The organism is Shewanella decolorationis S12 (assembly GCF_000485795.1).
Classification (GTDB): Bacteria; Pseudomonadota; Gammaproteobacteria; order Enterobacterales; family Shewanellaceae; genus Shewanella; species Shewanella decolorationis.
Window position 1 is genome coordinate 1 of the sequence record NZ_AXZL01000024.1, and the last position, 26233, is coordinate 26233.

The 26233-nt window shown below is 45.8% G+C and carries 22 protein-coding genes and 1 pseudogene; 7 read left to right on the forward strand and 16 right to left on the reverse strand.

Annotation, left to right across the window (positions count from 1 at the left end; translation table 11 throughout):
* The 4 genes and pseudogenes from SHD_RS01050 to SHD_RS01065 form a co-directional block, all read right to left on the reverse strand.
* Positions 1–156 (reverse strand): annotated as a pseudogene (locus SHD_RS01050) (transposase); the annotation flags it as partial.
* A 156-nt stretch (positions 157–312) separates the two neighbouring features.
* Positions 313–828, reverse strand: coding sequence for an SF0329 family protein (locus SHD_RS01055; protein WP_023265444.1), 516 nt, complete (start codon positions 826–828; stop codon positions 313–315).
* 130 nt (positions 829–958) lie between these two features.
* Entirely contained in the window at positions 959–1381 is a 423-nt protein-coding gene (locus SHD_RS01060; protein WP_023265445.1) for a GNAT family N-acetyltransferase, read from the reverse strand.
* 353 nt (positions 1382–1734) lie between these two features.
* On the reverse strand, positions 1735–3336 hold the full coding sequence (locus SHD_RS01065) for a dipeptidase (protein ID WP_023265446.1): 1602 nt from the start codon (positions 3334–3336) through the stop codon (positions 1735–1737).
* A 273-nt stretch (positions 3337–3609) separates the two neighbouring features.
* Here SHD_RS01065 and SHD_RS01070 point away from each other — a divergent pair, with 273 nt between their 5' ends.
* Positions 3610–5838, forward strand: a complete 2229-nt coding sequence (locus tag SHD_RS01070) for a M3 family metallopeptidase (protein WP_023265447.1) — start codon at positions 3610–3612, stop codon at positions 5836–5838.
* Positions 5839–5942: 104 nt separating this feature from the next.
* Here the strand turns inward: SHD_RS01070 and SHD_RS01075 are convergent, their stop codons facing one another.
* Positions 5943–8384 carry an Ig-like domain-containing protein gene (locus tag SHD_RS01075; RefSeq protein WP_023265448.1) on the reverse strand — a complete coding sequence of 814 codons (2442 nt, stop codon included), beginning with the start codon at positions 8382–8384 and terminating at the stop codon, positions 5943–5945.
* 220 nt (positions 8385–8604) lie between these two features.
* On the opposite strand from SHD_RS01075, the gene SHD_RS01080 reads away from it, so the two are divergent.
* The 4 genes from SHD_RS01080 to SHD_RS01095 all read left to right on the forward strand — a co-directional run bounded on the left by SHD_RS01080 (position 8605) and on the right by SHD_RS01095 (position 12605).
* On the forward strand, positions 8605–9918 hold the full coding sequence (locus tag SHD_RS01080; RefSeq protein WP_039977043.1) for a dicarboxylate/amino acid:cation symporter: 1314 nt from the start codon (positions 8605–8607) through the stop codon (positions 9916–9918).
* 156 nt (positions 9919–10074) lie between these two features.
* Positions 10075–10422 carry a hypothetical protein gene (locus SHD_RS01085; protein WP_023265450.1) on the forward strand — a complete coding sequence of 116 codons (348 nt, stop codon included), beginning with the start codon at positions 10075–10077 and terminating at the stop codon, positions 10420–10422.
* A gap of 168 nt (positions 10423–10590) precedes the next feature.
* Positions 10591–11265: a response regulator gene (locus tag SHD_RS01090; protein WP_023265451.1), complete on the forward strand. Its 675-nt coding sequence runs from the start codon at positions 10591–10593 to the stop codon at positions 11263–11265.
* Positions 11256–12605, forward strand: a complete 1350-nt coding sequence (locus SHD_RS01095) for an ATP-binding protein (RefSeq protein WP_023265452.1) — start codon at positions 11256–11258, stop codon at positions 12603–12605. Before SHD_RS01090 ends, SHD_RS01095 begins: the two co-directional genes overlap by 10 nt.
* Positions 12606–12623: 18 nt before the next feature.
* Here the strand turns inward: SHD_RS01095 and SHD_RS01100 are convergent, their stop codons facing one another.
* Positions 12624–13319 (reverse strand): 2OG-Fe(II) oxygenase, encoded by a 696-nt coding sequence (locus tag SHD_RS01100; protein WP_023265453.1) that lies wholly within the window; start codon positions 13317–13319, stop codon positions 12624–12626.
* Between the two features lie 116 nt (positions 13320–13435).
* Here SHD_RS01100 and SHD_RS01105 point away from each other — a divergent pair, with 116 nt between their 5' ends.
* Positions 13436–14698 (forward strand): HD-GYP domain-containing protein, encoded by a 1263-nt coding sequence (locus SHD_RS01105; protein WP_023265454.1) that lies wholly within the window; start codon positions 13436–13438, stop codon positions 14696–14698.
* An 82-nt stretch (positions 14699–14780) separates the two neighbouring features.
* On the opposite strand, the gene corA is transcribed toward SHD_RS01105, so the two are convergent.
* The 4 genes from corA to cobB all read right to left on the reverse strand — a co-directional run bounded on the left by corA (position 14781) and on the right by cobB (position 17747).
* On the reverse strand, positions 14781–15728 hold the full coding sequence (corA, locus tag SHD_RS01110) for a magnesium/cobalt transporter CorA (protein WP_023265455.1): 948 nt from the start codon (positions 15726–15728) through the stop codon (positions 14781–14783).
* A gap of 126 nt (positions 15729–15854) precedes the next feature.
* Complete coding sequence (locus SHD_RS01115; RefSeq protein WP_023265456.1) at positions 15855–16217, reverse strand: hypothetical protein; 363 nt, start codon at positions 16215–16217, stop codon at positions 15855–15857.
* Positions 16218–16555: 338 nt separating this feature from the next.
* Positions 16556–17005 (reverse strand): ATP-binding protein, encoded by a 450-nt coding sequence (locus SHD_RS01120; RefSeq protein WP_023265457.1) that lies wholly within the window; start codon positions 17003–17005, stop codon positions 16556–16558.
* Positions 17006–17012: 7 nt separating this feature from the next.
* On the reverse strand, positions 17013–17747 hold the full coding sequence (gene cobB, locus SHD_RS01125; RefSeq protein WP_039977046.1) for a Sir2 family NAD+-dependent deacetylase: 735 nt from the start codon (positions 17745–17747) through the stop codon (positions 17013–17015).
* A 256-nt stretch (positions 17748–18003) separates the two neighbouring features.
* Between cobB and fur the strand changes: the two genes are divergently transcribed.
* Positions 18004–18435: a ferric iron uptake transcriptional regulator gene (gene fur, locus SHD_RS01130; protein WP_011716738.1), complete on the forward strand. Its 432-nt coding sequence runs from the start codon at positions 18004–18006 to the stop codon at positions 18433–18435.
* A gap of 91 nt (positions 18436–18526) precedes the next feature.
* On the opposite strand, the gene SHD_RS01135 is transcribed toward fur, so the two are convergent.
* The 6 genes from SHD_RS01135 to sucA form a co-directional block, all read right to left on the reverse strand.
* Entirely contained in the window at positions 18527–19024 is a 498-nt protein-coding gene (locus SHD_RS01135; protein ID WP_023265459.1) for a GNAT family N-acetyltransferase, read from the reverse strand.
* A 49-nt stretch (positions 19025–19073) separates the two neighbouring features.
* Entirely contained in the window at positions 19074–19481 is a 408-nt protein-coding gene (gene rnk / locus SHD_RS01140) for a nucleoside diphosphate kinase regulator (protein WP_023265460.1), read from the reverse strand.
* 377 nt (positions 19482–19858) lie between these two features.
* Positions 19859–20731 carry a succinate--CoA ligase subunit alpha gene (gene sucD, locus SHD_RS01145; RefSeq protein WP_011622417.1) on the reverse strand — a complete coding sequence of 291 codons (873 nt, stop codon included), beginning with the start codon at positions 20729–20731 and terminating at the stop codon, positions 19859–19861.
* On the reverse strand, positions 20731–21897 hold the full coding sequence (sucC, locus tag SHD_RS01150) for an ADP-forming succinate--CoA ligase subunit beta (RefSeq protein ID WP_011622416.1): 1167 nt from the start codon (positions 21895–21897) through the stop codon (positions 20731–20733). The genes sucD and sucC overlap by 1 nt, the downstream gene beginning before the upstream one ends.
* A gap of 118 nt (positions 21898–22015) precedes the next feature.
* Positions 22016–23209, reverse strand: coding sequence for a 2-oxoglutarate dehydrogenase complex dihydrolipoyllysine-residue succinyltransferase (gene odhB / locus SHD_RS01155; protein ID WP_023265461.1), 1194 nt, complete (start codon positions 23207–23209; stop codon positions 22016–22018).
* Positions 23210–23257: 48 nt separating this feature from the next.
* Positions 23258–26077 (reverse strand): 2-oxoglutarate dehydrogenase E1 component, encoded by a 2820-nt coding sequence (sucA, locus tag SHD_RS01160; protein ID WP_023265462.1) that lies wholly within the window; start codon positions 26075–26077, stop codon positions 23258–23260.
* Between the last annotated feature and the right edge of the window lie 156 nt (positions 26078–26233).

Sequence of the window (26233 nt, forward strand, 5' to 3'; positions counted from 1 at the left end):
AAACATTAGCGATTCTCCCCAATCACGGCGATGGTCATAGTTTTTACCCGAAAAGGCATCATCACCACATAAAAATGCCCGCCGCACCACGCGGCTACAGCAATGATAATAGGGCGTGTCTTCAAGACTTATCTGAGTTCTGCGAGGGTGCGGCATACAAACCTCCTTGTTCAATGCTTAACCAAAGCATAGTCGGAGGTTAGCTACCGCGCGATTAAGGCTGGGTGTCCATGTTTTATTCCAGGGTGTCCATGTTTTATTCCATCCATGTTTTATTCCAATGTTTTATCATTAAGGTCGGGTGTCAATGTTTTACCTCATGGTTTTATCGACTCTAACACCTTCGGATTCTAGACGAACAGTTAGTAGCTTTTTTGCTAAAGGATGCAACTTAGCTTGGTCAATAGATTTTAATCTGCGTTTTCCCAAGCGTTTATCAAGCATAGCAAGTGACTGAATTAAAGGATCTTCAGAAGATATAGACTCATCAATAGTAAGGTTGTGCACGTAACTCCAGCAAGCCTCATAAACATCTTGCCTTGATAGTTCACCGTACTCCATTTCGCCGAAAGACTTTTTCTGGTGTGCAGAAACATGCTCAGGAACTGGTGAGTCTGTAACCCACCGTCCATCCTTAAAATAGTAATCGCCAGCAGCACGATTCCAAAATGCTCTTGTACAGAAATTAGCTATAACTTCCTTATCAAGTGTCAGCCAAGCGTGACCACAAGTACAATTACCATATCTTGTGCTGAAAATAGCAATTCTCCCACCAAGAGATTGAGAAAACTTGTCTTCTACCAGCGATTTCAACTTACTCCATTTCACCGATAAAACTCCTTTAAAGGTAAATTAGCCACCCATTTCAAATCCCATTTAACGCCTAAATTTAGCGCAAAAAACGCGCAGCGGATTGATGTCGCAGCCAGCACTTTTTGCTGGCGATAAATTTTGATTATTAGGAGACGGCACGGCTCATGTAGTAAAACCGATCATCTTCACTTGTTAAACCAAACCCTTGTCTCTTATACAAATGAACGGCAGGGCTATTTTTAAACACTTTAAGCTTCAAAATGTGAGAGCAATGCTCTTTAGCCAGACGTTCCGCCTCAGCAATAGCGATTGAGCCAATCCCACGATTCTGGTAACGCTGATCCACTTGCAAATCTCGTAACCAGCACTCTTCAATGTCAAAAGATAATCTAACGACACCAACAAGCTTTTCTTCAAACAAAATATCTAAGTTCACAAGCTCTTGCGTCATTTTTTCAATCTTAGCTTCATCCCAATCTACAGAGTGTTGTTCATAATATGGCTGCATATTCGACAGAGTAAAATGTGCTGCTTTTGCTAAATTCTTAGCCGGTCTAAATGTAACCACCGCTCTATTCTCCTAACTCCGCATTAAGCGGACAAAATATTGGGTTAAGTTAAAATATATCGCGAAGCGAAACGTAACCAACTGTTTTAGTTGCCTTTAAATACATTATCATGAGGCTGTTCAATGTACTCATTCTTATTTAACACTGTGTATTCGCATAAATAATACTCTCTGCATTTTGTTTTTTCTTCTGGTTGCTCTTAAGTAACCTTCCTTTTCAATTGCAGACGTTGATTTTGATTAAAGCATTCAAACTACGAAAAAGATGGGATACATAACGTCTAACTAGAACCATCAACTTTTCTATAGGCAAAACTTTACTTGGGCAATTCCCTTTTTAACCGCAAAGCACACTATTTTGCAGCGGTTAACTCAATAAAGGCGGCGGTGTACATTTTCAGATTCAGAATAAACTGTTTATGGGTAATAAATTCTTTCTCTGTGTGGCCTGTGTATTCCACACCCGGCATGGCGGGGCCAAAACTTAAGGCGTTGGGGAATAACTTACTGTTGGTTGAGCCGCCAATGGCCACAGGTTTGGGTGATGCTATGCCGGTAAAGTGGGCAAACACATCGAGTAAGGTTTGTTGATGGGGTGCATCCTTCATCACCATAGGCTCGCCCCAATAACTTTCCACATCGATGAGAGTCACTTGATGCTCCGCTTGCCATTTGTTCAGCGCATCCTTGGCTTGGGCAGAGAGTAACTCAGGCGTTTTGCCCACTGGGCGACGTAAATTAATAGTGACTTCCGTCCCTTTACTCGTTTGCGCAACGACTGTGGGAGCCAGCGTTAAGGCGCCCATAAAATCATCTTTATAGGCCAGTTCACCAAACTGCTCGGCATAAATCCCCAAACCCACTAACTCATTCATAGCGGCGACAGTGAGTGCCGCCGTGGTTTTAGGCCAAGTATATGGCTGCAGTAACGCGGCCAAATGCGTTACTGCATTCACCCCATCTTCAGGCGTAGAGGAATGAGCCGCCTTACCGTCGGCAAAAATATGCAAGTCGCATACGGCCTGCTCGCAAGTTCGCTCGAATCGATACTTCATCCCCTGCTGGTTGGCGGCGCTCGTTTGTAATTGTTCAAACAAGCTTGGGGTGATGGCATGAATTTGCGCCTCGGCTTGCTGCGGCACTTGGCTGGCAAAATAGCCGCCGGAGAATGCCGTTAGGCTAGGGACATTCGTTGCCGTGCCCAGCTCCTGTGTTGACTCGATATTCGGTACCGTAAAGCCAATCTTACTCCAACCCTTTTCGGCGGTGACCACTGGATACTCGGCATCTATGGTGATATTCATCTGCGCTGGAGTGTAATGGGCTAAAAAGGCCTTTAGCGGATCCCAATCGGACTCTTCAGCTAGATACACCAACAGTTCAATGCGTTTTTCCCGTTTGATTTGTTTATCTTTGATGGCCTTCATCGCATACATGGCGGTGACAATCGCACCTTTATCATCTTCGGTGCCGCGACCTATCAGCTTACCAGGTTCAGACTCGGTATCCAGCACATAGGGACTCTTAGTCCAGAGGGCGGGATTGGCGGGTTGCACATCGCCGTGGGTGACGATTCCTAATTTCTCAACCTGTGATTGTTGTGCATCGACAGCATTAGCATCGAGGCCAATCAGCACCACATAACCGTGGTCGGCATAATCGAGTCCGAGTTCTTGGCTCAAGCTTTTTAAACTCGACTTAAAACCAATAAAGGCGGGGTTGGTATCGGGCGTTTTCCCCTCAACCGCTTGGGTATTAAAACTGATTAAATGCGCCAGACTCTCGACCATCTGCGTGTCATAGGTGCTCACCGCATAATCGGCCACCTTAAGCGCATCTTGGCTAAGCGTGGTTGGCGACGCTGCTGCTTGCGTCGATGTCCACAGTGCAGCGGCTAATAGGGAATAAGAAAAACGACGACAGAGGCGCGTATAGCTAAACTGAGGCAATTCCATAGAGGTCCTATTTATTATTTGTATGATTAGGGACTTACATTAAAACGCATCAAAGCAATGGCTTTATCCCTTGCCAAATATTGCCTTGATACGCGGCTCAGTTTGCCATAGTTCTTCGATTAAAAACCGCAGACTAACCATTTGTTACAAACAAAACACAAAATCGATGGAACCCTTAGTCGGATACATGCTAAACAGTCACCTTAAAATAATATTAATGGTTTGCAGTACCATTAATCCGACAGAATAATAATCACCTAACGGGGAATTGACATGAAGGGACTAAGCCTAAAATCACCGGCCCTTAACGCGCCAACACTTAAGCCGCGAGCCATCAAACTGACCTTTAGCGCCATCACGCTCGCCCTCGCCTTAAGTGGCTGTAGTGCACAACACAGCGATACTGCGGCGCAGGCGACAGTCGCACCGAATGCGATGTCGGCGCAGATCATCAGCCAAAATGCCAGCAACCCTTTCTTTAAACCCTATGATACGTTTATGGAAATTCCGGCCTTCGATAAAATTAAGCCCGAGCATTTCCTCCCTGCATTTAAGGCGGGTATCACCCAGCAACACGAAGAAATTCAAGCGATTGTTGATAACAAAGATAAACCTAACTTTGCCAATACCATTGAAGCGATGGAGTTTTCGGGCGATCTCGTCACCCGCGTATCCAACGTCTTCTTTAACTTAACTGGTGCAGATACCACTCCAGAGCTGCAAGCGATTTCCAAGGAAGTCTCGCCGATGTTATCGTCTGCCGAAGACGATATCTTACTGAACGATAAGCTATTTCAACGCGTTAAAGCCGTTTACGACAGCAAAGACAGCCTAAAGCTCAACACGGCGCAGGCTAAATTACTGGAAGACACCTATAAATCGTTCACCCGTGGCGGTGCTAACCTCAGCGAGCAGGATAAAACCAAGCTGCGCGCCCTGAACGAAGAAATCGGCAAGCTTAACTTAGCCTTTGGCGACAATCTGTTAGCTGAAACCAATGCCTTCGAGCTAGTAATTGATAAGCAAGCAGACTTATCAGGTTTACCCGCCGATGTGATTGCCACCGCCGCCGAAACCGCGAAAAAGCGTGGCCATGAAGGCAAATGGGTATTTACCACGTCACGCCCGTCTATCACGCCGTTTTTAACCTATGCCGATAATCGCGCGCTACGCGAAAAGCTCTATAAGGGTTATATCGAGCGTGGTAACAACAATAATGCCAATGATAACAAAGTCATTCTGGCAAAAATTGCCGCGCTGCGCGCCGAACGTGCACAGCTTATGGGCTATAAAACCCATGCGGATTTCGTGTTAGAAGAGCGCACCGCCAAGACACCAGAAAATGTATACGGCTTACTAAACAAAGTCTGGCCAGCAGCGCTTGCCCAAGCCAAGGCCGAAGTTGCCGATATGCAGGCATTAATCGACAACCAAGGTGGCAAGTTTAAGCTGCAAGCCTGGGATTGGGATTACTACGCCGACAAAATCCGTGTCGCAAAGTACAGCTTTAACGAGCAGCAAACTCGCCCTTATTTCTCCCTCGACAGCACTTTAAAAGGCGTGTTCTATACGGCCAATCGCCTCTATGGCTTAACCTTTAAAGAACGTACCGACTTACCCAAATACAACCCCGAGGTGCGTACTTGGGAAGTGTACGATAAAGACGGCAAGCTTATGGCCATCTTTATGGGCGACTATTTTACCCGTGATAGCAAACGCGGCGGCGCTTGGATGAACTCGTTCCGCAAGCAATACCATATGAACGGCGTCGATTCTAAACCCATAATTGTCAACGTGTTGAACTACCCTCGTCCAGCGGGTAATGAGCCAGCGTTACTCACCTTCGATGAAGCCAGCACCCTGTTCCATGAGTTTGGTCATGCGCTGCACGGCATGTTATCCAATGTCGAATATCGCTCACAAGGCGGAACGGCAGTACCGCGCGACTATGTAGAATTCCCTTCACAGGTCAACGAAAACTGGATGACTCAGCCTGAAGTGCTCGCGCAATTTGCGAAGCACTACAAAACCGGTGAAGTGATCCCGCAGGAACTGGTGAAAAAAATCCAAGCCGCCAGCAAGTTCAACCAAGGCTTTGCGACCGTTGAATATATGGCCGCCACTAAGCTCGATTTAGATTGGCACACCCTGACCGATACCACGCCTAAGGATGCCGCCAAGTTTGAGGCCGACTCCTTAGCCGCCATGGGATTGATTAATGAGATCAGCCCACGTTACCGCAGCACTTACTTCTCGCATATCTTCGCGGGCGGTTATTCTGCCGGTTACTACAGCTACCTCTGGTCGGATATTTTGGGCGCCGATGCCTTCGAAGCCTTTAAAGAAAATGGCATTTTCGCTAAAGCGACCGCCGATGCCTTCCGTAACAACATCTTGTCTAAGGGTGGCAGTGACGACCCTATGTTGATGTATAAAAACTTCCGCGGTAAAGAAGCAGGCATCGAGCCTTTATTGCGTAGCCGCGGTTTACTTGCAGAGTAATCAACCGCCAGCATGGTAAATGCCATGCTGACGTTTTACCAAGTATCCAATCAAAAACAAACGGGGAGCATATAGCTCCCCGTTTTAATTAGAAATTTTAATGACTAATTAATTCTTATCGGCAAAGACAGAACTTGGGTTGCCACCCCACTTGGGGTTTCAACTTCAACAATGAAGGTGCCCGCGTTAGGTTTTTCCTCACCCTTAATGGACACACTAAACTCACGTCCAGCATTATAATTGCTGCTTGGCCATGTATATTCTGTGCCACTAGCTATTGAACCTGCACTTGCTTTAAATCTAACGATCGAGCCTGCAGGCATTTGTTGGTTGTGCAAATCAGAGATGGTGAAGTAAACCGTAGCGGCATCCTTACCAATAATATCAATACTCTGGTCTTTACTTAGGCTATAGCTATCGTCAATAAGTACATCCGCTCTAGGTGTTGCATAAGCAGTACTTCCTGACATCACTATCACTAAACTGCCTCGAACATAGAGTGATTTGGGCTCAGATATGCCATCTGCACAACCAGCATGAGCAGGTACAGAACAAAGAACACCATTGTATTTACTGTCTTTGAGGTCAAAAACACCATTAGAGTTAAAATCGATTAACTCTTCTAACTCGCCCCCCGCTTGGCCTCCAGACTGTTGAGGGTTGAAAAAGCCGTCCTCATTATAGTCGTTAAAAGCATCATCTAAATCGAAGGGCTTGCCACTCACATCCTTTTGATTTAAAAAGGCACTAAATTCGGATGCATCAAAACGGCCATTACCATTAAGGTCAGGGAAAGATTCCTCACCAATTGCGGTAGCCGTTATGGTTGCTCTACCACCGTATTTTTGGCCGTAAAAGTTACCTAAATTAGCCGCGAGTGTAGCAACAGGTGGACGAACTAATGCGCCAGTAGCGTCTATCAACGTTTGACCTTCAGGTCTGGCAAGTTGACTGGTCCATACCACACTACAAGTCCCTTTTACGGTTTGACAAGCATCCTCAATCGCACCACCTTCAGTAGTGAATGAAACTGTAGTTCCATCTGGTACAGGGTTGTTAAATGCATCGGCTAAGCGAGCCGTCACTGTTACTTTAGTACCATCAACATCCCAACCTTCAGCATTCAATGTCGATGCAGATAGTGAAAAACTATCTTGGTCAGGAATGCCTGTAGATACAATTAATTGACTAGATTGACTAGAGATAACTGGGGACGAACCTGCGACAACACCTGTGACACGAACAGAAGTAGCGACTGTACCAGTTTTAACGACAGTTTGGACAATCCCTTGGTTGTTAGTCGTCGCACTTACGGGATCTAATTCAATACCACCAGTTGTAGTGTTAAGACTAAAGTTAACTAGCTGATTGCTCACAGGATTACTGTTAGTATCCAACACTTTAAACTTAACTTCAGAAGACTCCGCACCACCCGTACCTAAAATGGCAATGTTTTGTGGCGTTGCTGAAAGAAATACGATACTGCCAACATTGGCAGGCATTACATTGATTGAAGCTGTAGCAGAAAGGTTTAAACCACCAGCATTGGCCGTCACATTAATGGGATCGGGACCCACACACCCCTTAGCTAAATAGGTCGTGGTGGCAACGCCATTCACAGAAGGTACAGGAGAACTAATCTCTGCTTCTGGAGAAGTTTTAGTGGAACATGAAGAAGAGAATTTAACATCGACAGGTTGAGTAAAAGGCTTACCTTGGTCATCCTGAATCACAACAGAAATTGTGGCTGTGCCACCTGCAGTTAAGTCAGTCACGCTGACACTTGCTTTACCAGCAACAAATGGATTGCCACTACCCATTACAACATTAGTTGCACCCACCACCACAACAGCCGTACCTTTTTCACCACTGGCAAGCGAAGCAGTAATGGTTCCGGCACCTAAGGTATTGCCAGCATAAATATCAACACTCGCTTTTCCTTGAGCATTGGTTACTGCAGTTTTTATCGGTAAATCACCAATATCATTATCAAATGTAACAATCGTAGGTTTATTAATACCTGTCACTGTTGCGGTGAGTTTTCCGGGATTTAATGAGGTGATAGTTTGGATTGCGTTTCCGTTCGAATCAGTGAGAGCAAGATTAACTTGCGCACCACCGCCAGCCTCACCGCCATCGCCCTTCATAACAAAACCAATTTTGCCAGATTCGCCCGTATCTATTTTTGCAGTAACTGTACCTGCACCTGCGATAGTTGCGGTATTTAATATAATGGTCGCAATACCTTCGCCATTAGTTAATGCTGTCGCTGTAGCAGGGTCAAATGAACCGATATTGGAATTACTTAAACTAAATGTTACCAATTCACCAACTAACGCACCAGCTTTGGAGTCAACAACTTTAGCAGTTACTGTTGCGGGAGCTAAAGCGGAAATATCGGTATTGGAAATTCCCATAGTGACAGTGATAACACCTGGGGTTGGGGTGGTGCCGGAGCCGTCATCGGAGATACTGCCTCCGCCTCCACATGCAACCAAGAATAATGAACATAATCCTGCAAGAAAAACCTTATACGCTGACTTCATTGTCAGGCTCCCTGTTACTCTGATGATAATACTAAGATTGACGCTTATAACTTATAGGCTAACATTACACAATTTTCACCTAACTTTTCCAATACTCTCTTATTTTATTTCTCATATTTTGCAGTTAGTTTAACATCGGAACTCATTTAAACTTCTGCATTTTCTTGCTAGGCTTGTCGTCGCCAATATTAGAATGTATAAAAAACACACAGGAATCCCCATGGCAACCTTATTACAAAAGAAATTCGGCCTTACAAGCAAAATTCTGTTCGGTATGGCAACAGGTATTGTTTTAGGCCTCATACTCCGCAATGCCTTTCCAGAAAGCGATATCGTAAAAGACTATATTACAGAAGGTTTCTTACATGTTATCGGCACTATTTTTATCTCAAGTTTGAAAATGCTAGTGGTTCCACTGGTGTTTATTTCATTAGTTTGTGGTACTTGCTCACTGAGTGAACCTTCAAAATTAGGTCGTTTAGGCGGCAAAACATTAGCCTTTTATTTATTCACAACGGCGATTGCTTTAATTCTGGCCATTGTCAGCGCGGTATTAGTTCATCCAGGTAATGCTTCGCTAGCTTCCGAAAAAATGGAGTACACCGCCAAAGAGGCGCCCAGTCTTTCAAGTGTCCTAATCAATATAGTGCCAACGAATCCGATGCAAGCCATGAGCGAAGGAAATATGCTGCAGATTATTATCTTCGCAGTGATCTTTGGCTTTGCGATTGCGCATATTGGCGAGCGTGGGAAACGTGTTGCCGCTTTATTCGAAGATTTGAATGAAGTGATTATGCGAGTCGTTACTTTGATCATGCAGCTTGCGCCTTATGGGGTGTTTGCACTGATGGCAAAACTGGCGTTAACGCTAGGTTTGGGAACATTCGAGAGTGTGGTCAAATATTTCTTTGTGGTTCTCTGTGTATTACTTATCCATGCGTTTATTGTTTACCCTACACTTCTCAAACTTTTTTCAGGCCTCAATCCAGTAATATTTATTCGTAAGATGCGCGATGTGCAATTGTTTGCCTTTTCAACAGCAAGCTCTAACGCTACCTTGCCAATTACAATTGAAGCCTCAGAGCACAGACTCGGTGTTGATAACAAAATTGCCTCTTTCACCCTACCCTTAGGCGCCACCATTAACATGGATGGCACGGCGATTATGCAGGGTGTCGCCACAGTGTTTATCGCTCAAGTATTTGGTATTGAATTAACGCTGACCGATTATGCTGCTGTGGTTGTTACCGCCACGTTAGCCTCAATTGGTACTGCGGGCGTGCCTGGAGTAGGATTAATTATGCTCGCTATGGTGCTGAACCAAGTCGGCTTACCCGTTGAAGGTATTGCCTTAATTATTGGTGTTGACCGACTACTCGATATGGTGCGCACCGCAGTGAACGTCACTGGCGATTGCGTGGCAACGGTCATTATTGCCAAATCTGAAGGTGAATTTAACGAAACCGTATTCAACAATACCCAAGCGGGTAAAACTGCCGGTAGTTTTGATGAACAAGTGCATAAAGTCGAGTAAACCCTCTTTAGACTTTAAATTGCATTTTATTCGCTATACAAGCCCAACTTAGTTGGGCTTTTTATTGCTTAATCCTCATTCTGTGAACAAGCAAATAGAATGATTGTTTTAATTCCACTACATTAGCCCAAATCAAGATTGAGATAGGAGAAAACCATGTGGTGGAGAGTGGGTTGGATAATTGTTGCTTTTTGGCTACTGAGTGCACATTCTTTACGTTATGACCAGCTTGTTTTGATGGGCCTATATGCATTAGCGCCAATTGGATTATTCATCAAACATCCTGCCGTGATTCGTCTATTGCAAGCAATATTGTGCATTAGTGTGGTCGTCGTTTGGGGAACCACAGCAATAGACGCTGTGCAAATGCGTATCGCACACAATGCTCCTTGGATAAGGCTGGCCATTATCATGGGCGGCGTAATTTTCTTTAGTCTAGGTGCAGTTTGGATCGCAAATGGAATATGCCGTAAACCCGTGCTTGATGAAAAGCAAGCGCTCTAGCTGTGATTATCTAAACTGCTTTAAAGACAATAGATTAGTATTAATTTTAACCACAGCTCTCGTTTGGTCAGCCGAGGTTAAGTTGCCATTGTCTAAAATAAGACAATATTTGGCTCCCGCGTATATTTTGCGTACACTGAGCCCAGTCGACTTTAAGGCATGAGAATTATGAGAATTTTGGTTGTTGAAGATGATCTTATTTTATCCCACCATCTAAAAGTACAATTAAGCGATTTGGGCAATCAAGTCCAAGTCGCCCTCACAGCCAAGGAAGGATTTTTTCAAGCGACTAACTATCCTATCGATGTTGCCATTGTCGACTTAGGTTTACCTGATCAGGATGGCATTAGCCTTATCCAACAATTGCGCGAAGAAGACGTCAAAGCACCAATATTAATCCTCACAGCTCGGGTCAACTGGCAAGATAAAGTCGAAGGTCTCAATGCGGGTGCCGATGACTATTTAGTGAAACCCTTCCAGAAAGAAGAACTTGTTGCCAGACTAGACGCCTTAGTCAGACGCAGCGCAGGCTTTGTCAAACCCGTCATTAGCAGTGGTGAGTTAAAACTGGATCTTGCAGCTAAGCAAGTGACCCTCGGCAACGAGATTATGGAAGTTACGGCCTTCGAATACCTTATCCTCGAATATTTGATGCGCCATTGCCATGAAGTCGTCGCCAAACAGCGGCTACTGGATGTGATTTATGGCGACAAGGAAGGTGACCCGAACACGATTGAGGTGATGGTAAGCCGCCTACGTAAAAAACTCACTCGCGATGGCATAGACAACCCGATAGCCACCATTCGTGGCCAAGGTTATAAATTCAATTTACCATGCAACTAAAACTCAAAATGAAGAAACGTCTGCTCACGCGGATGTTTCTCACCTCATTATCAATCATCACCTTAGTCGGATTTGGCCTCGCATGGATGGTCAATATTTTGCATGCGCAAAATAGCTACAATGAAGAAACTGCGCAGCTTATTGCCGAGATCCCTCAAGTGGCCGCCGAGCTTAGAGAACATGATCTTATTCCTGATACCAGTGCTTGGTTAGAGGAAAATAACAAGCAAGAGCGCTATGTGATGGCGAGCTGCGATGAAAAATTTAAACAGGTATGGACATCTTCCCTCGCTGTCGACCGTGGCTTGTTTGACACCTGCGAACGTTTCAACGAAATACGTAATGACTCCCCGCCTTACTACCTGACCATGGCCGATGACCGAGGTTACTTTGTGTATTTACTCGCGGTTGAAATCGCGGGAGTACATTACAACTTATTGGTAATGAAGGATGCCGCCAAGCTCGAGCAGGAATACAGCAAATTCAGTAAACGCACCTATATCCGTTTGGCCATGGTGCTCGCACTCGCGCTGATCCTGCTGGTCAGTGCGGCATATTGGGGGATGCGACCGTTGGTACGGATGCAAAACGAGTTGCAATCGATTAACCAAGGCAAGACTAAATCGCTTTCAGAAGGCTACCCTGTCGAACTTGAAGGGGTCACTCAAGCCCTTAACCAACTCTTACAGCAATCAAGCGCGCAACAGCAACGCTATCAAAACGCGATGAACGATCTGGCCCACAGTCTTAAAACCCGCCTTGCAGCCGTTCATGCTATTACCGATGACACCAGTCTAACAAAGCAATCTGCTAATGAAAAAATCATGGAGCAGATAAGTCAAATGGATCAACTGGTTAAATATCAACTTAAACGTGCCATGTTGGGTCGCCAAGGCCTGAAACAAGAACACACCACTATCGCCCCGCTAGTCGATCAACTCGCACAAATGTTATTTAAAATTTACCGCGACAAGCAGGTACAATTTAAAGCAAATATACCCGCAAACCTGCAATTCCCCGGTAATAAAGGCGATCTCATGGAGCTATGTGGCAACCTGATGGAAAATGCCTTCCGTTTGTGTATCAGCCAAGTTCAGGTCAGCGCCCGCTATACAGATCAAGGTGATTTTGAATTAATCGTCGAAGATGACGGACCTGGGGTTGAAGAGAAGCTGCGCCAAAAAATCATTCAACGGGGCGTGAGAGCCGACACCCAATCCCCAGGGCAAGGCATTGGCTTAGCCGTATGTGATGAGATTGTCAGCAGTTATGGCGGCGAACTCAGCATTGAAGAAAGCCACTTAGAGGGCGCGCGCTTTCGCATTCGCATCCCAGTCTAAGTAGTAGGTCTCAGGCTATTAAGCATATACTGCGTATAACTGCTCGGCGCGGTTAAACATTACCCATGACGTGGCAATATATTTATCGTTACTGATCGGCATATTGCCGCGATGGGAATGGGTAAAACCTGCGGGCGCAATCACCATAGTACCTTTCTTTGGCGAAATCTTACGCTGCTGGTAATAAAACTCGGTTTCTCCGCCCTCTTCCACATCGTTTAAATAAAACATATACAGCACGACACGATGCAGCGCCTCATTGTGGTTTAGTTGGGGAAATTGCTCCGAATGCCAATGGGGGTATCCGCCTTTATTTTGCTGATATTTCTGCACATTGATACTGCCGCTTCGGTATAAATATTTAACTAATGCTTCGGCTCTAGGCTTACCTAAACGTTCAAAATTATTGGGTGTTAATGTGACAGCTTGCCCTTGTTCATCACTCACGGAAACAGCAACGGCTCCCATTAACGCCATAGAATATTTAGTAAAATAGTCGGCAGCACCCTTTAGGGTATAGGATAAAAGCTCATTTTTCAGGGGCTGTAAATCGGCAAAGTTATCAAGAGTGAGGTCGCGGCTAATCTTTTTTTCTAAATCCACACCATTGCCTGTTTGTCCATCCACAACGCCTGTGTGTTGCTCAAATGCAAGAATGAGACGATCACATAGGTCATTAGGTATTGCATTCGGGTATACTTCTATAAAGTCCATATAGGCTCAATGCTTCGGCTATTTTCTAATCTTACTATGCTGACACGTTAGTTAAGTAATTGTAAAGCTGCATCATTGATATAAAATAACCCCATTGGCTTCACGATAACAAGAATATGAAAAAAAGCTGTAAAGTTTCAGTCCATCAATTACAGGTCGGCAATTTTGTGCGTTTGCCCGTGGCTTGGAAAGATCATCCTTTTTTATTCAGTAGCTTCCATATCAAACAAGCTGCTCAGATTGAATTAATCAAAAATTTAGGTATAGAACATGTGATCGTGGATTTAGAGCGTAGCGAAACCGCGCCATTAAATCCTGAAGCAGTAAACCCTATAAAACTGCCTCCCAGCCCGGAAATCCATGATCTTAAAAATGATATGGATCTCTATAAAGCTGAGCAAATCGAAGTACAAAAGAAGCTTCGCCGAGACATCCATAAAACCGAGCAAAACTTCACCCGTTCTGTCGCTATGATGCGTAGCCTAATTTCCAAGTTACGTAACCGTCCTTTAAATGCTGTCGATGACGCCAAAGTGTTAGTTCACAGCATGGTAGAACAGCTATTAACCTCCGATAACCTAGTGCTGCATCTTATGAGTGATGCAAAGCAGGATGAGAGCATTTATTACCATTCTTTAAACGTGGCAATACTCTCGATGCTGATTGCCAAAGAGATGGAATGGGATCGCAGCGAAATAGAGTTAGTTGGCTTAAGTGCCTTATTTCATGATGTGGGCAAGCTTAAGGTCCCACCACAAATTTTGAAAAAAACCACACCTTGGTCTGCACCTGAACTCAACTTTATCAAGCAACATCCTTTGCTCGGGGTCGATTTACTCAAACTTGCCGAAAACTTCCCAGAGGCAGCCTTGCCTGCAATTACAAATCACCATGAGTTTCTTGATGGCAGTGGTTATCCCAAGGGATTAAAAGAAGCAGAACTTGATAAAATGTCGCAACTACTCGCGGTAGTGAATGAATATGATTCACTTTGCTATCCAAGTAACCAAGGTAAGGCACGCATGCCCTACGCGGCATTAGGGCACTTATACAAGCAGTATAAAACTAAATTAAATCAAGACTATATTGGTAAAATGATCAAAATGCTGGGTATTTATCCACCCGGAAGTGTGGTGGAGTTGTCGAGCGGTCAATATGCCATGGTGATGTCGGTCAATCTGCAAAAGCTGCTCTGTCCGAAAATTCTTGTTTATGACGCTCTCGTCCCTAAAGATCAGGCGCCGATTGTCGATCTTGAAGTTGAAGGGATAACGATAGTCCGCTGTCTGCCGCCCGCCGCTTTGCCCGAAAAAGTACATGAGTATCTTAACCCGCGCGAGCGTGTCAGCTACTACTTTGGCGGTGATAGTCGTAAGTAGCCCATAAAAAATGATGAATAATCAAAATATAACAGCCGGACAATCTCCGGCTGTTATATTTGACATGCGTTTTAGCAAAAAACTAGAGCCAGTGTTTACGCTTAAAGAAGAAATATGTCCCTGCAGCACTGGCGAGCATCATCAATATCGCCATAGGATAACCATATTGCCAACCTAACTCCGGCATACCATGGAAGTTCATCCCGTAACTGCTGGCAATCAACGTGGGCGGCAGAAAGACCACGGCCGCAACCGAGAAGATTTTAATGATCTTATTCTGCTGTAAACCACTGAAACCCATGGCGGCATCGAGCAGAAAGTTTAACTTATCGAAGATAAACTGGCTGTGGGGCATTAACGACTCGATATCCGAAAGCATTTCCCGCAAATCTTTTAAATGTTCATCCGACAACTGCCCGCGGTAATACCTTTGCATATAACGCAGTGAGCGCTGAGTATCGAGCAAACTTAACCGAATTTTACCGTTAGAGTCTTCCTGCAAGGTAATAAGCTTGAACACATCATCGAGCTCTTCGCTCTCGAAAACTTGCTCACCGACATTTTCAAGCACTGTGTAGACGTCTTCAATCAAGTCGGAGAGATAATCCACTTTAAGATTAAACAGTTCGAGAAACAATTCCTGCGGGGTTGAGACTTCTAAACGACCAAGGCGTAAATAGTTACGTAATAAACGGATCAGGCCGACATCTTCCTCACGTATGGTCAACAGGAAATTACTGCGCAGGTTAAAGGAAACGTTGACGCCCCGCACGTCTTGCCCTACGCGCTGAGGGAATAATGAGTTGATATGTAAGCCGTCGCTGTTTTGGTAAAAACGCGCCGAGGCCTCAATCTCGTTGATATCTTCTTCGTCGGGGACTTCTTCAACAGAAAAACGACTTAACCATTCTCGCTCTGCATCATCAGGTTTATAGAGATCCAACCATATGGTCGACGCTGGAATACTGTCTTGTGTGTTAATTTCAGTGGCCGTCAGTTGACGGTTTTCGTAGACATAGGCAGTAATCATGTGTCCTCCTGAAAAAAACTTAAGCTAAAAAGTCCACTTAAGTGCAGGCTAAAAAATTGTCGCTAGTTTAACGCATAACTTAGTAATGAAAAGGCGAGAGCGATAAATTCATAAAATAAATCTGTTTTAGTCTTCCAATATCTCTAGCCGCTCCGCATTAGAAAATCGAATATGTACTCCTTCAACCGTCACCATTTTGGCCTCAGAGATATCCCCTTTGCGCGCCTTATAGACGCCGGAGAGTACGCCGGCTGGGGACACTATGGTCACAGTCACGACCTTATGCTGATCCCGCCAATACCAAACACTGTAGCCTAGAAGGCTGAGTCCCAGCAGTAAAAATGCACCCCGCATGCCATATCGACGCCAGAGACTTGGCATAGCAGGAACATTCACTGTGGCTATGGCTTTAGCGTTAGGTTCACGCTTAGCCAGCAACAAAATCCCCATAATAATTACGGCTAAGGTAAGCAGCAGTTTTGTTAACAAGATACACTCCAGAGGGGGCAGACTTGTCGAATTATACTCGATATGCCTAAAAGGAAACTGTCATTAAGATCAAGCTTATGCAACTCTTATATAAGGTATTTGTGCTTAAGCTTGATGAGAGAATAGCGTAATACCAATCGTATTAACTATCTGTTCATTCAGAGTGAGTTAAACAGGCTTTAGACAAGGCGAAGGCTTGAAGGCACAGTGGCGCTCTGTCCAAAGCCTTAAACGCAGTATAAAGCCCGTTCAACCCCGCCCTTCGGGAGCCTCACAGGCATCTGAACTGATTAGATATTTAATGTGATTGGTATAACAAGATGACAAACAAAGTGAGCTTAAAAATCCTCAAACTGTTTTGCCATTCGTCGAATTTGCGTTAACGGCACGCGATGGCGATTACGCTCGGCGCACAACTTTTGATGTGCATCGTCTAATGGTTCACCGATCAACACAATACGAACTTGATAACCGAGCGCTTTAGCCGCGGCCTCGTATGCCATGTACTCCCAGCGGCAGAGATTAGTATTATCACAAATCACAATAGGCTGGTCATTGCTGAGTGCTTGAATAAATGCCGTTAAATTACGTTGGTGGTATTCGGAAAGTTTTTTCGCATCGAATCGGTACACCTCTCCCTCGTAGAAAAAACTGTCGGTCGAAAAAATACCACCTTGGCGGATACGCAACGCATCTTCTAACGGTAGATTAGCGACAAACTGCTCAACCCAATGGGATTTACCGCTCCCCGGCAATCCCCGCATAATAATAGCGAGTTTTTGCGTCATCCGTTAATCACTCATTCGGCAAGTCTGAGCCAATGACTTGTCCGGCCAAAATGGTCTCGACCAGTTTAGGTACTATATCACCCGCTTTACCAGTTAAATGATATTGAAACTGACTGTGTCTATCGGGCGAGACTAAATTGACCTCCACTGTTTGCGCGCCATGATGATTGGCCGTATCGACAAACCCAGCCGCCGGATACACTGTGCCCGACGTACCAATGGCAATGAATAAATCGCAGTTATCGAGTGCATCATGAATTCTGTCCATCCCTAACGGCATTTCACCAAACCACACCACATGGGGACGTAGTCTTTGTGCGGGAATGCAGCAGGTACAGCAATTATTGGGGCCGAAGGGTTCTCTTAATAAGAAGGTTTGACGCGAGCGTGGGCAGCGACCTTTAGACAATTCACCATGCATATGCAATAAGCGTCTTGAGCCAGCACGCTCATGTAAATCATCAATATTCTGAGTCACAACCAATAATTGACCAGAAAATTCCGCCTCTAATTTGGCTAAAGCAAGATGCGCCGCATTGGGCATCACTGTGCCACTGTGCAACTGCTCCCAACGACTGTTATAAAATCGCTCAACCAGTTCGGTATCGCGGGCATAACCTTCGGGTGTCGCCACGTCTTCAATATGGTGCTCTTCCCACAAACCATCTTGATCACGAAAGGTACGTAATCCCGATTCAGCCGAAATGCCCGCGCCAGTTAACACCACAATATGCTGGTACATACCGCTTCCTTTTATTGTAATTATTCTGTCCATTGTCCCGAATTTTTACATTCGTGAACATTATTCCTTGGTATAACCTTACAAAAACTATGCTTGAATTGCCGCAATTTATTGCAATTTCGCGCTAAGAGACACAATTTATCTGCATATAGACTCATAAAGCTAGAACAAAGGTTTAAGTTTTTAATTTGACCCCCTATAATGGCATTCACTATCCACGGATGAACCTATTGGTTCTGCAATCAAGAGATTAGCAATGACAGATGGAAATCAAGCGCTCAAAAAAGCCGGTTTGAAAATCACCCTGCCACGAGTCAAGATCCTCGAACTGATGCAAGGACCTGAAAACCAACATATCAGTGCAGAAGACTTATACAAGAAACTGCTCGATTTAGGTGAAGAAATTGGTCTAGCAACAGTTTACCGTGTATTAAACCAGTTTGATGATGCTGGTATCGTATCTCGCCACCACTTCGAAAGTGGCAAAGCGGTATTCGAGTTATCGACTCAACACCACCACGATCACTTAGTTTGCCTTTCCTGTGGCAAAGTGATTGAGTTTTCAGATGAAGTGATTGAACGTCGCCAAGACGAGATCGCCAGCAAGTACAACATTAAACTGACCAACCACAGCTTATATTTGTACGGTCATTGCACCAACGATAAGTGCGATCATAACGACGAGTAAGCAGATTTAGCTCAATCTGGATATCAACCAGACAGGCCTAATTAAAAACCAGCCATCTAGGCTGGTTTTTTGTTGGAACGCTCAAGCACTGTTAGAGCAGCTTTGCGTACACATTCACTTTATGCCCCATAAACTCGCTAGGTTCACGCCAATGCATTCCTATGCTTTTAGCTACGCCTTCAGAGCCAATGTTACCCTCTAGGATCAATGCAATGATTTGCGTAATACCAAACTGCGGGAACACGCTAATTGCCGCTTGAGCAGCTTCGGTACCAATCCCCTTGCCCCAATACTCGGGAAAATAGCGATAGCCAATTTCGACTTCATTATATTCAGGAATAAACTTTGGTCCGCAAAAGCCAATCACTTTATTATCGGCTTTATGCTCGACGGCCCAGCGTCCAAACCCACGCTGCTGATAATCCTGCGAAATCACGTTATGGAATAGCTCCCGCGCCTGCTCACGATCAGTAAAAGGTACGGTTGGAATGTATTTCAACATCGCAGGGTTACTGTTCATTAAATAGAGGGCATCGATATCCTGCTCAGTAAATGGTCTGAGTATTAAACGCTCTGTTTGTATAATCATATTGGCTTCCTTGATATTGCCCTCTACACACTAATATCCAGAGCTGCGATTAACGGTGAAAGTCACCGCTTCGCTCTGGCTGATACATAATTTCTTCGATACGTACTTTGACCATTGAGCCACCAGGGCCTGGCCACTCAATTTCATCCCCTTGTGATAAACCCAATAAAGCACTGCCCACGGGCGCGAGGATAGAAATGGTGCCCTCACCTGCCGCATCCTTGGGATAAACTAACCGTAAGCAGAAGGTATCTTGACTGGATGACACGCTAAATTTTACTTCAGAGTTCATCGTCACCACATTCCCTGGCATTTGCGCTGCGGGCACAATATCGGCTCGGTCGAGTTCCGCCTCCAATGCCGCACGCCCTGGGAAGGCGTTCGCCGGTAATGACTCCAGCAGACGCTCGATTCTTTCTAAATCGATTTCTGAAATAATAATCTTTGGTGTATTCACTGTCTTTCCCTCGTGTAAATAGATGCCCCTTAGGGTTAAACATCTGTGCTGGCCTATCCTCCCCCAATGGGATAAACCGATAAAAAAATACGCTCGCAGCTTAATGCCGCAACCGCGTGATAATTAAGTACAAGATTTATTGCAGAACAGCCGTGGTGCTTTAAGCGCAGGGCTTAGGGTTGTGGCTCTACTCGTGTATTCATACATCAATCAGGTGATGACGCCCGTAGAGAAACCCAATCTAACCCTTTGTAACTCAAAATGCTAGCCTAGGCAGCGTTAGCTTGCCCATTCTCACACTTTACTGCTCGGCACTCGCTAACAGACGCGCAATAAAAAAGGCGCCTTAGGCGCCTTTTCGTGTGTTAACGGTTAGATTACCAACCCGTTTTAGCACGCAGCGCTTTGCCGATATCCGCTAACGAGCGGACAGTTGTCACGCCCGCGGCTTCTAATGCAGCAAATTTGTCAGCAGCAGTACCTTTACCGCCAGCAATGATCGCACCCGCGTGACCCATACGCTTACCAGCAGGAGCAGTTACACCCGCGATGTAAGACACAACTGGTTTAGTCACGTTAGCTTTGATGTAAGCAGCCGCTTCTTCTTCAGCAGTACCACCGATTTCACCGATCATCACGATGGCTTCAGTCTGTGGATCGTTTTGGAACATTTCCAATACGTCGATGAAGTTAGTACCTGGGATTGGGTCACCACCAATACCTACGCAAGTAGATTGGCCGAAACCTTCGTCAGTCGTTTGCTTAACCGCTTCATAGGTCAGCGTACCTGAACGAGAAACGATACCCACTTTGCCTTTTAAGTGAATGTGTCCTGGCATAATACCAATCTTACATTCACCTGGGGTGATAACACCTGGACAGTTTGGACCGATCATGCGAACGCCAGTTTCTTCTAGCTTCACTTTCACTTCCAGCATATCCAGTGTTGGGATACCTTCAGTGATACAAACGATCAGCTCAATACCACCGTCGATTGCTTCAAGGATTGCATCTTTACAGAAAGGAGCAGGAACGTAGATAACAGAAGCAGTCGCGCCAGTGGCAGCCACAGCGTCTTTCACAGTGTTGAACACTGGCAGACCTAAGTGCTCAGTACCGCCTTTACCTGGAGATACACCACCGACCATTTGCGTACCGTAATCGATAGCTTGTTGAGAGTGGAAAGTACCTTGACCACCGGTAAAGCCTTGGCAGATTACCTTGGTATCTTTGTTAATTAATACAGACATTATTTGCCCTCCGCAGCTTTAACTACTTGCTCAGCCGCATCAGTCAGACTGTTAGCTGCAATGATATCAAGACCTGATTTAGCTAATACTTCACGGCCTAATTCAGCGTTAGTACCTTCTAAACGCACTACAACGGGAACTTTAACGCCAACTTCTTTAACAGCGCCAATGATACCTTCTGCGATCATGTCACAACGTACGATACCACCGAAGATGTTAACCAGAACGGCTTTCACATTGCTGTCAGACAGAATGATCTTGAATGCTTCAGCAACACGTTCTTTAGTCGCGCCACCTCCTACGTCGAGGAAGTTAGCTGGCTTGCCACCGTGCAGGTTAACGATGTCCATAGTACCCATCGCCAGACCAGCGCCGTTCACCATACAACCTACGTTTCCGTCCAGCGCAACATAGTTCAGTTCGAACATTGCAGCGTGAGCTTCACGGGCGTCGTCTTGAGATGGATCGTGCATTGCTTTAATTTTTGGTTGACGGAACAGTGCGTTACCATCGATACCAATTTTACCGTCTAAGCAGTGCAGGTTACCTTCAGTGGTGATAACCAGTGGGTTGATTTCCAGCAGAGCGAAATCGTGATCAACGAACATAGTCGCCAGACCCATGAAGATCTTGGTGAATTGCTTCATTTGAGTTGGGTTTAAGCCCAGTTTGAAGCCAAGATCACGTGCTTGGTATGGTTGAGGACCAGTCAGTGGATCGATGATCGCTTTGTGAATGAGTTCTGGCGTTTCTTCTGCCACTTTCTCAATCTCAACACCACCTTCAGTTGACGCCATGAACACTACGCGACGGGTAGCGCGGTCAACTACTGCACCTAAGTACAGTTCGTTAGCGATGTCGGTGCAGCTTTCTACTAAAATTTTAGCAACCGGCTGACCTTTCTCATCAGTTTGATAAGTCACCAGATTTTTGCCTAACCAGTGTTCGGCAAAGGCTCTGATTTCTTCTTTATCGCCAGTGACTTTAACGCCACCCGCTTTACCGCGGCCGCCTGCGTGTACTTGACACTTAACAACCCATAAATTTCCGCCAATACGGCCTGCCGCTTCTACAGCTTCTTGGGCTGTATCACATGCAAAACCTTCTGACACTGGTAAACCATATTCGGCAAATAGGGATTTTGCCTGATACTCATGCAAATTCATGATGATCTATCCGTATACTTCTAATCAAATCCAACTGGCCCCACGGGGCCAGTCACGAGGGTATGTCTGACGCTTGTCTTTAACTAACAGGCTAAACTTTATCGTTTAGCGCGTTAGATTATAGGTCAAGTAGCAGACGAGTTGGGTCTTCCAAGAAGTCTTTAATGGCGACTAAGAAGCCAACTGACTCACGGCCATCGATAATACGATGGTCATATGAGAGAGCTAGGTACATCATGGGCAGGATTTCCACCTGACCATTCACTGCCATTGGGCGATCTTTAATGGCATGCATGCCTAAAATCGCGCTTTGTGGCAGGTTTAAAATTGGGGTAGACATCAGAGAGCCGAATACACCACCGTTAGTCACGGTGAAGTTACCGCCAGTCATATCAGCCACAGTCAGCTTGCCATCGCGGCCTTTGATCGCCAGATCGCGGACTGCTTTTTCGATATCAGCTAGGCTCATAGTATCGGTATCACGCAATACTGGAGTGACCAGACCACGAGGAGTCGATACCGCGATGCTGACGTCGAAGTAGTTGTGGTAAACAATATCATCACCGTCGATTGACGCGTTTACTTCTGGGAAGCGTTTCAGCGCTTCGGTTACCGCTTTCACGTAGAAAGACATGAAACCTAAACGGATACCGTGGCGCTTTTCAAAGATATCTTGATATTGCTTACGGATATCCATGATTGGCTTCATGTTCACTTCGTTGAACGTCGTGAGCATTGCAGTAGAGTTTTTCGCTTCTAATAAACGGTTAGCGATAGTCTTACGTAAACGAGTCATTGGAACACGTTTCTCGCTACGACCCGCAGCGAGTGGTTGTACCGCAGGAGCCGCAGGGGCAGCAGCTTTAGGCGCAGACTTGATAAAGGCTTCAACGTCTTCTTTAGTGATACGGCCACCGACACCAGTGCCCTTCACTTTGCTCGCATCAACATTGTGCTCAGCCAGTAAACGACGTACTGATGGGCTTAATGCATCGTTAGACTCTTCAGTTGCAGCAGCGGCAACAGGTGCAGCAGCTTCAGCTTCGGCTTTAGTCACTTCTTGACCAGAAACCGCACCCGCGATGAACTTAGCAATCACTTGCTCGCCCAGAACGGTGTCGCCTTCTTGGAACAGGAACTCACCGATGTGACCATCTTCTGGTGCAACCACTTCCAGTACGACTTTGTCAGTTTCAATATCAACCAGATTTTGATCACGAGAAACTTGCTCACCCACTTTTACGTGCCAAGTGGCGATAGTTGCATCGGCAACAGATTCTGGCAGTACGGGTACCTTGATTTCGATACTCATGAAAAACGATCCTTTTTTATAAAATGTCTATTACTACAGTCTTAGCTATTACAGCTTTAGGGCACTGTTCACTAAAGATTCTTGTTGGTGAGCATGCAGCTCAGGGTAACCACAGGCTGGTGCAGCAGATGCTTCACGGCCAGCATAGGTCAGTTTTGCACCCGCAGGGATAGCAGCCCAGAAGTGATGTTGGCTAGAGTACCAAGCACCCTGGTTTTGCGGCTCTTCCTGACACCATACAAAATCGGTCACATGTTGGTAGTCAGCTAAGGCTGCAACCATTTCTTCATGTGGGAACGGATATAACTGTTCGACACGGATTATTGCGATGTTGTTGATGTTTTCTTTACGGCGTTTTTCCAGTAGCTCGAAGTACACCTTACCGCTACAGAACACGACGCGATCGACTTTGCTCGCTTCTAACGTATCGATTTCACCGATCACGTTTTGGAAGGTGCCATTAGCCAATTCTTCCATGCTAGAAACCGCTAATGGGTGACGTAGCAATGACTTAGGTGACATCACCACCAGTGGACGACGCATTGGGCGCACCACTTGGCGACGCAGCATATGGTAAACCTGTGCTGGCGTTGATGGCACACACACTTGCATGTTGTGGTTAGCACACAGCTGCAAGAAACGCTCTAAACGGGCACTTGAGTGTTCTGGACCTTGACCTTCGTAACCGTGTGGTAACAGCATGGTCAAACCGCATAAACGGCCCCACTTCTGCTCACCAGACGACAGGAACTGGTCGATAACCACTTGCGCACAGTTAGCGAAGTCACCGAATTGGGCTTCCCAAATCGCCAGACCACCTGGTTCCGCTGTCGCATAGCCGTATTCGAAGGCTAATACTGATGCTTCAGACAATACTGAGTCAGTAATGTCGATTGGACCTTGGTCTTCAGACAGGTTGCGCAGTGGCAAGTAAGTTGTCGCATCGTTTTGGTTATGCAGAACCGCGTGACGGTGGAAGAAAGTACCACGGCCAGAGTCTTGACCTGTAATGCGAACACGTTGTTTGTCTTCAAGAATCGTCGCGTAAGCTAAGGTTTCAGCAAAGCCCCAGTCGAGCAACTTCTCGCCTTTTGCCATTGCAACACGGTCACTATAAATTTTAGCAACACGTGAATGTAATGGGTGGCTTTCTGGTACGTAGCTCAGCTTGTCAGCTAAATTCTGTAAGCGTGATAGCGGTGTTGAGGCGTCATAAGCTTCGTCCCACTCGCGACCAATATAAGGTGACCAATCCACTGTGTGCAGTGTCATTGGACGCCATTCTTTCACCACACAGTCACCTTGGTCTAAGGCGTCACGGTAGGTGTTAATCATGCTAGTCACTTCATCAGCGCCGATTGTATTTTCAGCGATCAGTTTATCAGCGTAGATCTTACGTGGCGTTGGGTGTTTCTTGATCTTGGCATACATCAATGGCTGAGTTGCACTTGGCTCATCAGCTTCGTTGTGGCCATGACGGCGGTAACACACTAAATCAATCACCACGTCACGTTTAAACTCGTTACGGTAATCAACAGCCAGCTGAGCAACAAAGGCAACGGCTTCTGGATCGTCCGAGTTCACGTGGAAAATCGGTGCCTGAACCATCTTAGCGATGTCAGTACAGTATTCAGTTGAACGCACATCGTGATGATTTGATGTGGTAAAACCTACTTGGTTGTTAACCACGATACGGATGCTGCCGCCCACTTTAAAGCCACGGGTTTGAGACATATTGAATGTCTCTTGCACGATACCTTGACCAGCAATTGCAGAGTCACCGTGGATCGTGATTGGCATCACCTGTAAACCGTCTTTGCAACCACGGCGGTCTTGACGAGCACGTACAGAGCCCATAACCACAGGGTTAACGATTTCAAGGTGTGATGGGTTAAAGGCCAGTGCTAAGTGCACATTGCCGCCCGGCGTTTCGAAATCAGATGAAAAACCTTGGTGGTATTTCACGTCGCCAGAACCATGGGTATCGGCGTGCTTACCAGCGAACTCGTCAAACAGTTCAGCGGGACGCTTACCTAATACGTTCACCAGTACGTTTAAACGACCACGGTGAGCCATACCAACGACGATTTCTTTCGTGCCCGCTTCACCTGCGCGGTAAATGATTTCGCGCATCATAGGGACTAACGCATCGCCGCCTTCTAACGAGAAGCGTTTTGCACCAGGGAATTTAGCGCCTAAATATTTTTCAATGCCTTCAGCAGCATTTAGGCCTTCGAGAATGCGGGTCTTAACGCTTTTATCGTAGTTGGCTCTACCTAAGGATGGTTCGAGACGTTGTTGGATCCAACGCTTCTCATCAGTATCGGTAATGTGCATGTATTCGGCGCCAATCGAACCACAGTAAGTGGCTTTTAGCGCTTTGACTAAGTCAGCCAGCTTCATGGTTTCGCCGCCGTGGGCGAACGAGCCAGTGTTGAACTCACGTTCCATGTCTTCTTTAGTTAGACCGTGGAATGCGGGATCTAAATCGGCAACAGGTTCACGTTTCCACAATTCTAACGGGTCGAGGTTAGCCCCTTGGTGACCACGGAAACGGTGGGCGTTGATCAGCTGTAGCACTTTAACTTGCTTAGCATCCAACTCAGGATCGGTCACACGAGCGGCGCTCTTATGACGTCCTTCCATCGCTAAACTGCGAAAATAATCACGTACTTTGGAGTGAGCCGCTTCAGGCGCATCTTTAGAGGCACCGTTTACCGGAGGGAGATTATCAAATACCGCACGCCAATCGTCAGAAACTGACTGTGGGTCTTCTTGATAGGCTTCATACATCTCTTCTACGTAGGTCGAATTTGCACCGCTTAAGTGAGATGATTCGAGCCAGGCTTTCATGATGCCTTGGTGCATTGCTATTCCTTTCAAACTTTATACACGTGCTTAGCCATAGTTTTTATATGCAATCTCAAGCATTTACCTGCGACGCATAAATTTTGCCGCCCCTAGATATCCAGATTTCACGGCGCGTTGTCTTCCATTACATACACAAAAGAGCCACCTTCTATA